Annotated in this window: 13 protein-coding genes; 6 read left to right on the top strand and 7 right to left on the bottom strand. The window is 73.2% G+C overall.

Annotated elements, in window-relative coordinates:
* Positions 1-23 precede the first annotated feature (23 nt).
* Both BSZ37_RS06235 and BSZ37_RS06230 read left to right on the top strand, forming a co-directional pair.
* Positions 24-581: a hypothetical protein gene (locus BSZ37_RS06235; RefSeq protein WP_095509715.1), complete on the top strand. Its 558-nt coding sequence runs from the start codon at positions 24-26 to the stop codon at positions 579-581.
* Positions 578-2341 carry a TonB-dependent receptor gene (locus tag BSZ37_RS06230; RefSeq protein ID WP_095509714.1) on the top strand — a complete coding sequence of 588 codons (1764 nt, stop codon included), beginning with the start codon at positions 578-580 and terminating at the stop codon, positions 2339-2341. The genes BSZ37_RS06235 and BSZ37_RS06230 overlap by 4 nt, the downstream gene beginning before the upstream one ends.
* A 58-nt stretch (positions 2342-2399) precedes the next feature.
* Here the strand turns inward: BSZ37_RS06230 and BSZ37_RS06225 are convergent, their stop codons facing one another.
* Complete coding sequence (locus BSZ37_RS06225; protein ID WP_095509713.1) at positions 2400-3884, bottom strand: dihydrolipoyl dehydrogenase family protein; 1485 nt, start codon at positions 3882-3884, stop codon at positions 2400-2402.
* Positions 3885-3961: 77 nt separating this feature from the next.
* Here BSZ37_RS06225 and BSZ37_RS06220 point away from each other — a divergent pair, with 77 nt between their 5' ends.
* The gene (locus tag BSZ37_RS06220) at positions 3962-4651 is read left to right on the top strand and encodes an NUDIX hydrolase (RefSeq protein WP_095509712.1); all 690 of its coding nucleotides are present in this window, start codon (positions 3962-3964) and stop codon (positions 4649-4651) included.
* 242 nt (positions 4652-4893) lie between these two features.
* Complete coding sequence (locus tag BSZ37_RS06215; protein ID WP_095509711.1) at positions 4894-5382, top strand: FKBP-type peptidyl-prolyl cis-trans isomerase; 489 nt, start codon at positions 4894-4896, stop codon at positions 5380-5382.
* Here BSZ37_RS06215 and BSZ37_RS06210 read toward each other — a convergent pair whose 3' ends face one another.
* Positions 5383-6891, bottom strand: a complete 1509-nt coding sequence (locus BSZ37_RS06210; RefSeq protein ID WP_095509710.1) for a bifunctional metallophosphatase/5'-nucleotidase — start codon at positions 6889-6891, stop codon at positions 5383-5385.
* Between the two features lie 127 nt (positions 6892-7018).
* On the opposite strand from BSZ37_RS06210, the gene BSZ37_RS06205 reads away from it, so the two are divergent.
* Complete coding sequence (locus tag BSZ37_RS06205; protein WP_095509709.1) at positions 7019-7291, top strand: hypothetical protein; 273 nt, start codon at positions 7019-7021, stop codon at positions 7289-7291.
* A gap of 83 nt (positions 7292-7374) precedes the next feature.
* Here BSZ37_RS06205 and BSZ37_RS06200 read toward each other — a convergent pair whose 3' ends face one another.
* Genes BSZ37_RS06200 through BSZ37_RS06190 form a run of 3 tightly spaced genes read right to left on the bottom strand, consistent with a single transcriptional unit; the run spans position 7375 to position 10060 of the window.
* Positions 7375-7845, bottom strand: a complete 471-nt coding sequence (locus BSZ37_RS06200; RefSeq protein WP_095509708.1) for a hypothetical protein — start codon at positions 7843-7845, stop codon at positions 7375-7377.
* Positions 7846-7850: 5 nt separating this feature from the next.
* Entirely contained in the window at positions 7851-9068 is a 1218-nt protein-coding gene (locus tag BSZ37_RS06195; protein WP_095509707.1) for a zinc metalloprotease, read from the bottom strand.
* Positions 9065-10060 (bottom strand): helix-turn-helix transcriptional regulator, encoded by a 996-nt coding sequence (locus BSZ37_RS06190; RefSeq protein ID WP_095509706.1) that lies wholly within the window; start codon positions 10058-10060, stop codon positions 9065-9067. The genes BSZ37_RS06195 and BSZ37_RS06190 overlap by 4 nt, the downstream gene beginning before the upstream one ends.
* A gap of 219 nt (positions 10061-10279) precedes the next feature.
* Between BSZ37_RS06190 and BSZ37_RS06185 the strand changes: the two genes are divergently transcribed.
* A complete protein-coding gene (locus BSZ37_RS06185) occupies positions 10280-10888 on the top strand; it encodes a porin family protein (protein ID WP_179299500.1) in 609 nt (202 codons plus the stop codon).
* 96 nt (positions 10889-10984) lie between these two features.
* Here BSZ37_RS06185 and BSZ37_RS06180 read toward each other — a convergent pair whose 3' ends face one another.
* Entirely contained in the window at positions 10985-11395 is a 411-nt protein-coding gene (locus BSZ37_RS06180) for a hypothetical protein (RefSeq protein WP_095509704.1), read from the bottom strand.
* 267 nt (positions 11396-11662) lie between these two features.
* Positions 11663-12088 (bottom strand): ATP-binding protein, encoded by a 426-nt coding sequence (locus BSZ37_RS06175; protein WP_095509703.1) that lies wholly within the window; start codon positions 12086-12088, stop codon positions 11663-11665.
* Between the last annotated feature and the right edge of the window lie 43 nt (positions 12089-12131).

Here is a 12131-nt window from a genome sequence, read left to right as displayed (position 1 = left end):
ACCCGGGCTCTAGCTTTGCCCGGATGCCCCGTCCCCTCCTGTTCGCCCTGCTGATCGCGTCCGCGGCGTCGGCCCAGCCGAGCAACTGGGCGACGCTGACCCCGGGCGCCGGCCCCGCGGTCCCGCTCGACGGCGCGTTCGGCGACGGGCCGTGGGAGACGGGCGTCGGGGCGAGCGGACGGGTCGAGGCCCCGCTCTACGGCGGCCGGGCGCGGGCGGCGCTCTGGGCGACGGCATACGAAGACCCGACCTTGGCCGTGCCCGAGTTCGACCTCGTCGTACCGACGCTCGGCTGGGGGCCGGCGGTCGACGTCGGGCGGGCCCGGCTCGGGGCGGGCGGGCGCGTCGGCGCCGCCCTTATCCGGATCGGGGACGACGACGCGGGGCGGCTCCAGAACGAGACCGAGCTGGCCGTCGGCGCGTGGGCCGGCGGGGCGCTCCGGCTCGGCCGCGTCGAGGTCTGGGCGGAGGCCGAGGCCACGCACCTTACGCTCTCGACGCCCGTCACGCTGCTGACCGCGGGCGGTGGACTGGCGCTCCGGCTCGACACGCCGCGCTGGCTCCAGACCCTCCTGCGATGACGGCCCTCGTCCTCGCCGGTCTTCTCGTCCTCACGCCGGCCGACTCGCTCGACGCGCGCTGCCCGAGCGGCGAGAGCGTCTCCCGCGCCGCGCTCGAGGCCGCAGGCGCCACGACGCTCCACGACGTCCTCCGCCTCACCACGCGCTTCGACGGCGTGACCACAGACGGGTTCGACCCGACGCCAGTCCTCGGCCTCGGCGTCCCGTTCGCCCAGCCCGCCCGCGTGTTCGTGGACGGCGCGCCGGCGGCGCGCGGAGCCGGTCCGGAGCCGCTCGGCCTGGAGGCCCTGCCCGTGGCCGTCTCCGAGGTCGAGCGGATCGTCGTGTGCCCCGGCCCCGGCGTGGCCGGCGGCGCCTTCGGGGGCCCGTGGATCGACCTGCAGACCGCCGCGCCCGCGCCGATGCTCTTCGGCGCGGCGACGTATGGCAACGAGTCCGGCGACCCCGGCCCGTTCCGCTACCTCGATCAAGCGCTCCCGAACGTCGACAAGATCGGGCCCGACTACGAGGCCGCCGCCGTCGCCCGCACGCCGACCGCGACCGCGTGGATGGCGCTCCGCGACCGCGACTTCCTCCCCACCGACCCCGCCATCTTCGACCGGACGCTGCCAGCGACGACGCGCTACCCGAAGCGCGACGGCCCCGTGCTCGCAGTCGCCGCCCGCGCGGGCGGACTCCGCGCGCGCCTCGGCACGCGGTGGTTCCAGGACCTCCCGTTCATCCCCGATGTCGGCCGCGAGGTGCCGCTCGACCACACGTCGGCGCAGGCGACGCTGTCGGGGGAGCGAACGCGCGGCGCCCTCCACCTCTGGGGCCACGGGCACATCGCACGGATCGAGGTCGACCGGCCCGATCGGAGCCTCGTCGCGCTCGACCCGTCGTGGAACGAAACCCGCCTCGACGCCGCCTTCGCTGCCCGTCTCGGCAGCCCCCGCCAATCGGTCGCGGCCGGCGTCCAGGCCGAGCGGGCCCACGTCACGGCCGGCCCGTTCGACGGTGCGGTCGCCGTCGGTCGGGCCTGGGTGGACGGACGAACGACGTTCGACGGCGGCGGCCTCGCGGTAACGCTGGCGAGCACGGCGGCCGGGGGGACAGCCGGTGTCGGCCTCGCGTCGGAGGGGTGGTGGCGACCGGCGGCCCGCGTCACGCTGCGCGCCGAGGGTTCCGCGCGGCGGTCGCTGGCCGAGGAGCGCCGGACGCTCGGCGTGTGGGCCGCGCGCGGCTACGCCGGCCTCCCGCCCGACGCCCCCGAGGCGGACCCGCTCGACGTCGCGCGCTTCCAGTTGGCCGCGCGCGTGGACCGCGGCCCGGGGTGGGCGGAGGCCTCAGTTGAGGGCCAACGCGTGGGTGGCGTCGCCTCGGGATCGGCCGGCCTCGCCCGCCTCGGCGCCGGCATGCGCCTGCCAGGGCTGATTCTCCGCGCCGACGCCCGGGTGCAGGGCGCGCTTACGGGCTCGGCCGCGTTCTGCGACGCGTGGGACCGACTCCCGCGCTTCCGTGCCGCACTCGACGTGACGGCCCCGCTCGACGGCCGCGCCTCGGTCTGGGCCCGCCTCGACGGCCGCTCCGCCACGACGTGGCCCGGCGGCGACGTGGCCCGGATGCTTCTGTTGGACCTCGGCCTGAGCAAGCGGGCCTGGGGCGACCGCATCCACCTCTCGCTCGCCGGCCGGAACGTGCTCGGCGCAGAGGAGCGGACGCATCCGCTCGGCGCGTCGCTCGAACCCCGCCTCTTCGTTCGCGCCGAGGCCCGGCTGTAGCGTGGCACGAGTCCCTCCGCCTCGCCACCGAGGTGGGCGGGGTCACGGCCGGGACCCACTACAGCACGCGGTCCGGGTCGGGCGGGGGCGGTGTGAGGCCGCGGTACCCGAAGACGCGCTTGACCACGTCGATGGCGGCCGGGAACTGCTTTTGGACGTAGTACTGGTCGGCCGCGCGCCGCGCGCCGAGGCCGTACGTCGGGTACGGGATGATGGTGTCCGAGAAAGTCCGCACCGACACGCCGCCCTTCTTGGCGACGGCCAACATCGCGATGAGCTCTCCCGCCCGCTCGCCGACGACGCTCGCGCCGAGGATCTTCCCGCGCCACCGCGTCGCGTGGATCTTGATGTGCCCGTCCGTCGCGTGCTCCGTCGCCGCACGGTCGACCTTGGAGTACGGGAAGCGGTACGTCACGAACGACCGGCCGTCGTCCGTCAGCTCCGCCTCTGTTGGACCGAGCTGGGCCACTTCGGGCGTCGTGTAGGTGGCCCAGGCGATCCCGTCGCGGTCGATCTTCGCCGGCACCTTGAGCACGGCGTTCGTCACGGCCTGCTTGGCCATGTGCTCGCTCATGTGGGTGAGCTGGTACTCGCCCGTGCAGTCGCCCGCGGCCCAGACGTGCTTCTGCGACGTCCGGCACCGGTCGTCGACCGTGATGCCCTTCTCGGTGAACGCGACGCCGGCCCGGTCGAGGCCGAGGTCCTCGACGTTCGGCCTCCGCCCGGTCGCCACGAGGAGCGCGTCGCCCTCGACCGTCTGCGGGCGCCCGTCGGCCGTCGCGCGGACGGTGATCGCGCCGGCCTCGCCCTCGACCCGTTCCACCTCGGCGCCGAGCACGAGGCCGACGCCCTCGCGCTCCAGCACGCCCCGGAGGATCTCCGAATGGTCCGCGTCGTCGCGGCCGAGGAGGCGGTCGCCCTTGTCGAGGATCGTGACCTCGGAGCCGAGGCGGCGGAAGGCCTGGCCCATCTCGCACCCGATGGGCCCGCCGCCGATGATCACGAGGTGCCGCGGCTGCGTCTCGATCTCGAACAGGCTCTCGTTGGTGAGGTACGGAACGCCGTCGAGGCCGGGGATCGGCGGCGGCGCGGCGCGGCCGCCCGTGCAGATCACGGCCATCCGGAACGTCACGTCGCGCCCGCCCTCGGCGCCGTCGACGTGGACCGCGTGCGGCCCCGTGAACCGCGCGTCGCCGCGCACGACGTCGATGCCGAAGCCCTCGAAGATCTCCGGCGCGTCGGCGTCCTGGTAGATCTCCTCCCGCGTCTCGTGGACGTCGCCGATGACCGCCCGCCAGTCGGCTTGGGGGACGTCGGCGTCGGCCGCGGCGAAGCGGTCGACGAACGTGCCGGCGCTCGAGCGGAGGTGGGCCGCGTGGAGGAGCGTCTTCGACGGGACGCAGCCGGTCCACGTGCAGTCGCCGCCGAGCCGGTCGCGCTCAACCATCATCGTCTTGGCGCCGAGGTTGGCGGCGGTGCCGGCGGCGGTGAGGCCGGCCGCGCCGGCGCCGAGGACGAGGAGGTCGACGTCGTAGGAGGCCATGCGGAAGTCAGGAGAGGGGCGACGGTAGAGACGGGCGCGGGCCGCGATCTTACCGGCTCCGCCCCCGCCCGGTCCCTGTGCTCCTCTTCCTGCCCACGTTCGTCCGCGCCCACGACCCCGTGCCCCCTGAGGGCTGGACCGCCGACGGCGAGCCGTACCGGCTCGCGCGCACGCTCGCCGAGGCGAAGGCCGCCGCGGTCGCGCCCGACGGCCAGCTTGGCCGCGTCCTCGTCCTCGACCCCGCCCGCCTCGACGTGCGAGGGGGCGAGGCGCCAACCGTGTCGCACGTCTCGCGCGAGGCCGTGCTCAACGTCGACCCCGACGGCGACTACTGGCGGCCGGCGCCCGTGTCGGCCGGCGGCGGCGTCGTCGTCCGCCGCGACGGGGACGGCGTCGACGTGCTTCTCATCTTCCGCCGCGGCGCGTGGGACCTCCCGAAGGGCAAGCTCGACGAGGGCGAGACGATCCGGAAAACGGCCCGCCGGGAGGTCGCCGAGGAGGTCGGCATCCGCAAGAAGTCGATCACCGTCACGGCCGACCTCGGGACGACGGTCCACGGCTACGTGTGGCCCTCCCGCGAGGTCTACGCCGTCAAGACGACGCACTGGTTCGGGATGACGACGACGGCCGAACGGTTCGAGCCCGAGACGAAGGAGGGGATCGAGGCCGTCGCGTGGGTCCCGTGGGCCGAGGCCCGCGACCGGGTCGGCTTCGACACGCTTCGCGCGCTGATGGACCGCATCGACCCGAAGGCGCTATTGGGCTGAGCGCTGCCGGCGAGGCGTCCAGTTAGACGAGCCGGAGTGCCTGCTCGTGGGGGGGAACTCCGCGACAACCCGAGCCGACTCTCTGAGGTCAAGAGCAGCCCCGGCGTCCTGACCGGGATTCAGCCCCCTCCGCCTCGGCGCCGAGGCGGAGGGAGTCGGGGGGCAAGGACGGGGTGAAAAGGCGTCCCGCGGCCGGCCTGGCTCCGGGCGGCCCCTAGCTTTCGAGCGATCCCCCAGGCCCCATGCGCACGCCCCGCCTCCTCGTCCGCCCCGCCCTCGTCGGGCTGATCGCGCTCGCCGCCGGCGCCCCGGCCCTCTCCGGGTGCGACAGCGGCGGATCGGCCGTCTGCCCCACCGACGTCGCGTTCGACATCGAAGACGTGACGCCGGACAGCGTGCAGGCCGGCGACGCCATCCAGCAGGGCGACTGCATCTCGGTCGCCTACGTCGGCCGTGTCGCCGAGAGCGGCGGGATCTTCTCGCGCGGCGACGACCGCCGCTTCGTGTTCCCCAACGACAGCCGGCTCCCGCGGGGGTTCATCCTCGGGCTCGCGGGCCAGCAGGTGGGCGAGACGCGGATCGTGACCGTCCCGCCCAACCTCGGCTACGGCCCCGTCGACGTCAACGCCGGCGTCGAGGGGCTCGCCGACGTCCCGTCGTGCTCGGTCCTCGAGTTCGAGATCACGCTGAACCGGATCTATCAGGACAACCGCTCCTGCTCCGGGAGCTAGTCACTCGTAGGTCCGCACGAGCTCGTCGAGGAGCGCCCGGCGGACGTCGCCGTGCTCGCCGACGAGCACGAGGTCGGGGTTCGTCTCGACGTCGAAGTAGTCGAGCCCGGCCTCGCGGCCCGAGACGAGGAAGTCGTTCGTGGCGACGGTGTAGGTCCGCGCCGGGTCGACCGGCGTCCCGTTCACGGTCCACGTCCCGCCCTCGCGGCCGATGCCGGCGGTCTGGAGGTAGCCGCCGGTCCCCGCGTTGGCCTCGCCCTGGTCGAGCACGCGCGTGAGGAGGCGGCCCGGCATCGTGACCGTCACGACCGTCCCGCCGAACGGGAGCACGCGGATCGCGTCGTATTCGGTGAACGGCCCAGCCGAGAGGACGTCGTCGACGCGCACGGAGCCGCCGTTGAACAGGGCGGCCTCGGCGCCGGACGCTTGGCGGAAGCCCTCCGCGATGAGCTTCCCGAGGCGGGCCGGGCGGGTGCGGACGGTCCCCTCCCGCCCGTCGAGCGCCTCGGTCGTAACCACGGCCACGCGGTCCGGGTCGAACCCGTCGGCGCGGAAGCCGGCGTAGGCGGCCTCGACCCACTCCTCGACGACGGCCGCGGTCGCGGCGTCGGTCGGCGTGTCGGGCGTGATCGGGACGAGTTCGGAGATGACCGTCACATTGCCCGTCGCGCGGTCGAGCGTGACGCGGTGGACGTAGACCGTCCGCGCGTTCGCGTCGGCCTTGAGGACGGGCGTGAGGTCGGGCCCGCGGTAGGCGCGGACGTTCTCGTGCTCGTGCCCGCCGAGGACCATGTCGAGCCCGGGGATCGTGGCCGCGGCGGCCACGTCGTCGGCAAAGGCGAGGTGCGTGAGGCCGATGACCACGTCCGTCTCGGCGTCGAGGCGGGCGACCTCGGCCCGGAGCGTCGAGTCGGCGTCGACGTAGCTCACGTAGGCCGCGTCGTTCGAGGGGAGCACCACGCTCGCGATCCCGACGCGGATCGTGTCGCCGGGCGCGACGGCGAGGGGCATCACGAGGCGGGGCGCCACGTCCGCGAACGGCCGGCCCTCCGCCGTGCGAACGTTGGCCGAGACGAACGGGAAGCGGGCCTCGGCGACCCGGGCGTGAAACGCCTCTTCCGACACGTCGAACTCGTGGTTGCCGATCGCGGCCGCGTCGAGACCCAGCGCGTTGAGGACGGCGACCATCTGCTTGCCCGCCAGCCGCTCGCCGTCCACGCGCGCCGTGCCCAGCGCCGACGGGCTGAGGAAGTCTCCTGCGAGGACCGTGATCGTGTTGGGGTCGCGCTCGAGGAGTTCCTGCCGAAGGCCCGCCACACGCGCCAATCCCCCCGACTGGCCGCCCTCGACCGGCGTGATCTCATACACGTCGTTCATCTGGAGGACGGTGAACGTGACGTCCGACGAGGGCCCGACGATGCTCGAGGACACGACCGGCGCCGTCGGCGCACAACCGACGAGGCCAGCGGCGGTTACGAGGAGGAGACGGCAGATGGACGGGAGCTTCATGGCCTAGGGGAAACCCTGATGGGGATGGGACATAGAATGATAGAGGGGAAAGGCCGACCGTGCGCCGTTGTTACGTCCTGCGCCGGGGCCCTCCCGACCATCTGTCTCACATTCCAAGAGGTTTAATTTGGCGCTCTATGAACTCCACGACGCGAAGCTGGCCGGCGTCGAAGGTCAAGGTTACGTGTTCCCCGTCGACACGTTCGAAGGCAAGCAGTACCGCGGCGTCTTCTTCGCGAACGACGACGACGAGTCCTCCATCACGACCGATGTCGAAGAGGCCACGTTCGAGGGGATGATCTACCACAAGACGACCCAGGGCGAAGGCGACGCGACCGTCAGCGTGACGAACATCGTGGAGACGGCCGTCGGCCGCCGCGCCGACCTGCAGGTCCTCTAGACGCCCCTCGGTTCTCTTTCGGAGGCCCCGGCCGGTACGGTCGGGGCTTCTTCTATGTCTCTGCTCGCAGCCGGGCCCCTCCGTCAGCCCGCGTTGCGGAGGTCGTCGAGCACGACCACCAGCAGGAACGCCTGCACCAGGAGGGGCACCGAGGCGGGCAGGTCCAGCTCGCGGTTCCGAGAGAACAGGCCGGCCTTCCGGATCGCCCCGACCCGCCGCCCGTCCACCTCGACGACGTGGCGCCCGTGCCCGAACGAGGGCCGGACGACGAGCGTCCGCGGCCCGTCACCGGCGACCGAGGCGTCGACGCGGACGGTGTAGAGATGAGCGAACCACCCCTCCCGCCACGACGACGCGACGCGCACGCCCTCGAAGGCGAGTCCGATCGTCGGTGCGGCCCTCAGTCCCATCTCCAGTTCGAAGGGGACGCCGCCGACCCGGATCCGCCCGTCCGGCGCCGTCAGCTTGGGGAGGGCGACCTCGGCCACGACGTCGGGCCCCTCGACGAGGTGGTACGTCGAGGAGGCGAAGCCGTCGGGGCGGGCGAGGAGCACGGCAGCTAGACCTCCTCGTCCACGAACAGGACACCTCGGACGAGGTCCTTGCTGTCGGCCCGACCGCCGAGCGATCCCGCCAGCACGCCGAGCGAGGCGACGAACAGGCTCAGCTTGACGTGGTCGAGCGTGCGCACGGCGGGGTCCACGGTCGGCCACGTCTCCATGAGCTGGCGCGGGAAGAGCGTCACGATGCCGAGGTAGGTCAGCGCGGCGAAGACGCCGAAGACGATGAGCATCGTCAGGAGCAGGCTGAGCGCCGTCGCCGCGCCCGTCACGACCGTCGACTCGGCGAGCACGCGCCCGCGCCCGAGCACGCCGCCGAACGCGAACGCCCGGTACAGCACGACCGTCGCCGTCGCCAGCGCCACGACGGCGAAGCCGGCCAACTGGTACAACTCGACGGTGCTCGCCACGTCCCACATCTCGGGGCTGAAGAACACGACGATCAGGACCGAGAGCGCGGCCGCGATCATCGTCGGCAGGCGCGTGACGAGGCGGAACGGGTTGGCCCTCGCGACGGCCGCCGCGATGCTCGGCGCGTCGCGCACGAGCGTCCGGAGCGCGAACCCGACGTGCCCGCGCCGGGCCGACCGCTCGTGGGCCTCGCGCGGGAGCGCCCGCCGCATCCGCTCGCGCTGGGCGTCGGAGAACTGCGTCATCGCCTCGAGGCCGTCGACGCCGGCCACGTCGTGCATCGCGTTCTCGGGGTCGTCGGTGTGGCCGAGGTTGAGGAGGTGGCCGAACGAGTGGAGCAGGAGCGCCGTCAGCCGCCGGACCGCGAGGCCCTCGTCGTCGGCGTCGCCCCAGAAGTCCGGGTCGAGCCGCTTCGTCGAGACCACGGCCACGTTCGTGAGCTGGCTCGGGAGCGCGAGCGTGTACGAGAGCGTGGTCGCCATGAGGTCCACCTCGGTGACGATGAGGAGGAAGTGGACCCCGCGCTCGAGCTTCTCGGCGAGCCCGATCTGGAGGAAGTCGAGCGGGGCGTAGGCGCCGGCGGCCGGCGTGAGGTGCGGGCCGCGGAACGTGAGGAGCTCCACCCGCACGCCGAGCGCCTCGGTGATCGCGGCGTCGAACGCCTCCGTCGCCCGCTCGACCTGCCGCCGGAACCGGTCCGAGGCCTTCCCCTCCACGTCCATCGTCATCACGCCGACGACGTACTCGCCGCCGGCCGCCGAGGCGGCCGATCGCTTTCCCGAGGCGGAGGGGGCCGCGGCGGTCACGCCGCCACGGCGCCGTACATCTCGGCCACGGCCCGCGCCTGGTCGGCCACCTCCCGCCGCAGTTCGTCGGGCTCCACGACCTCGGCGTCCGTGCCGTAGCGGAGGAGCCACTTCGCGACGTAGGCCAGGTTCTCGAACTCGAACGTCACCTGCGTCCAGCCGTCGCCCACGGGCAGCTCCTGCTCGACGTCGGCCGGCACCTGGCGGCGCGCCCAGCGCCACGCGCGGTCCCGGAAGCGGACCGTCATCCGGACGTTCTGCGGGCTCGTCCCGCGCTCGCGGAGGTGCTCCTTGAGGTCGAACCCGGCCGGCGGCTCGAACGTGTCGAACCGGGTCCGGAGCTTCTTGATCTGGTCGAGCCGGAAGTTCCGGATGTCGTCGCGGAGGTGGTCGTAGGCGATGAGGTTCCAGTGGTCGGAGTAGTACACGAGGCCGAGCGGGTCGACCTCGCGGACCGTCTCCTCGTCGCGGCTCGCCACGTAATACGTCATCTTGACCACACGCTGGCGGGCCATCGCCTCGGAGAGCTCGAACCACAGGCCCTGCTCGTCCTCGGTGGCGCCGGCCGAGCCGGCCGTCTCGTTGAACGGGGCGAGGACGGTCTGGTCCTGGAGCCGGTCGATGTAGTCGCGGACGGGCTCGGGGAGCACGTTCCGGATCTTCATTGCCACGGCGTCGGCGTCGGTGCGGAGGCTGGCGTCGGGCTGGAGCTTGGTGAAGCCGGTGCCGATGAGGAGCGTCGCGGCCTCGCGGGCGGAGAACATGAGGGGCGGGAGCTGATACCCCTCGAGGATCTCGTACCCCCCGTGCTCAGCGTATGTCAGTGGCACCCCACTTTCTCCGAGCGTGCGGAGGTCGCGGAAGATGGTCCGCCGGCTTACGGCGAAGTGCTCGGCGAGGTCGCGGGAGGTCATGTTCGGCCGGTTCTGGAGCAGGAGCACCAGGGCGAACAGGCGTTCGGTCTTGTTGAGCGAGCGGTCGGAGCGGGCCATCTGGGGGGACGGGGAGGGTGACGACGGCGGCGGGCAGCGGCGTCCGGAGGATCGGACGGGTGACAGTCATTTGTCAACGCCCGATCCCCGAATCCCGTTCGTTTCGGCGGCTGAAGAGGGTGCGGAGGCGAGACTTCTGCGATGTGGCGCGCGGCTTGCGTGGATGTCCCCCGTGCGCGGCCCCCCGCCTCGCACCGTCCCCCACCACTCATCAGACTCATGCGCTCTCTCCTCCTCCTCGCCGCGGTCCTCGGGCTCGCGGCCTCCGCCAGCGCTCAGCCCACCTTCGGCCTCAAGGGCGGCCTCAACGTCGCCAACTTCGGCGGCGAGGACGCCGTCAACTCCGAGGCCCGCCTCGGCGTCGTCGCCGGCGCCTTCGCCCGGGTCCCGTTCACGCCCCTGCTCGCCCTCCAGGTCGAGGGGCTCTACTCGCAGAAGGGCGAGGAGTACCTCAACACGGGCGGCTTCACCGAGTCGACCCGGCTCGACTACCTCGAGGTCCCGGCGACGCTCCGCCTGAGCGTGCCGGCCAGCCCGGCGCTCGACCTCGGCGTCTCGGCCGGCGGCTACGTCGGCGTCCCGCTCAACGGCCGGGTCGAGGTCGACGGCGTCATCGAGGACGACCTCGACCTCAACACGGATTACGGCTTCGTCGTCGGCGCCGACCTGGGCTCGGGCCCGTTCACCATCGACGCCCGCTACTCCCAGGGCCTCACCGAGGCGATCGACTTCGACCCGGTCCTCGGCTCGAACCTCGACAAGAAGAACCAGGTGATCTCGCTCACCTTCGGCTACCGCTTCGGCGGCGGCGGCTACGGACGGTACTAGCCCGGTCGATCTTCCCCCGACCGGCGGTCCTCGCATCCCGTCGCGCCGACCCCGCGCCCGCCAGCCGCACCTGGCGGGCGCGGTCCGTTTGAGCCGCTAGGCGAGCGCGACGGCGGCCTCCGGCTCGACGTGCCCGTCGAGTTCAAGGTCGGCGAGGACCGAGCGGTACAGGGCCTCGGCCTGGTCGTCCGGGGAATAGAGCGGGCGGGCGACGCTCACGACGCTCAGGCTAGCGCGGAGGAGCGGGGAGCGCGTCTGGGCCGTCAGCCGCCCGAGGGCCCGGACGAGCCCGACCACCTCGGACTGACGCCCAGCCCGCACGGGCGCCTCGGCGAGATCGACGAGGACCCAGGCACGCGAGGCGGGGTGGTAGGCGACATCCGCCGGGTCGAAGACGCGCCGGAGGTGGTCGACGGCGTCGCCCGGCCGGACGTCGGCGAGGGCGGCCGCGCCGCGGGAACACTCGACGAGCGCCAGCAGCGGGTTCGCGCCGATGGGGAGGAGCACGCCCTCTCGGCAACCCCGCCAGGCGCGCGGCGAAGGCCCGCTCCAGCCGGGCGGTCAGTGGGAGTCGCCCCGGCAGGGAGCCACGCCCGCCGAGGCCGGCGCTCTCGAGAGCCGACGGCAGCTCGGTCAGGGCGAGGGGGGTGCCCGCGGACTCCTTCAGGACCCGCTCCCTGGAGGCGCGCGAGAGGCCCGGCGCGAGCCGGTCGAGGTGGGCCGCCGCGGCCTCGGCCGCGAGCGGCTCTAGCTCCAGGACGTCCGGGGCCGCCTCTACGAGCGCGCACCGGTCCCCGTCGCGTACGGCGAACAGGAGCACGACGGGGTCGGCCTCGAGCCGGCGCTCCACGAAGGCGAGCACGTCGCACGTCGACCGGTCGACCCACTGCGTGTCGTCGATGAGGACGAGCACGAACGGTGCCCGGCCGCCTCGCTCAAGAGGGTCAGGGTGGCGAGCCCGAGGAGGAACCGGTTGGGCGCGCTCCCGGCGCTCATCCCGAAGGCCACGCACATCGCGTCGCGCTGCGGGGCCGGCAGGTTGTCGATCTCCGGAAGGAGGTGGTGGAGCCCGGCGAACGGCAGGGACGCCTCCGCCTGGATGCCCGTCGTCGACAGCACGAGGGCCCCTTTCGCCTCGGCGTGCCGGCGCGCCAACTGGAGGAGCGCCGTTTTCCCGATGCCCGCCTCTCCCCGGATCATGAGCCCCCCCACGATCTCGTGCCGAATCGATCAGAGAGGTGAT

The sequence above is a fragment of the Rubrivirga marina genome (genome assembly GCF_002283365.1).
Lineage (GTDB): Bacteria > Bacteroidota > Rhodothermia > Rhodothermales > Rubricoccaceae > Rubrivirga > Rubrivirga marina.
Note: the sequence above shows the minus strand (reverse complement) of the source record. Positions and strands in the feature narration are given on the sequence as shown.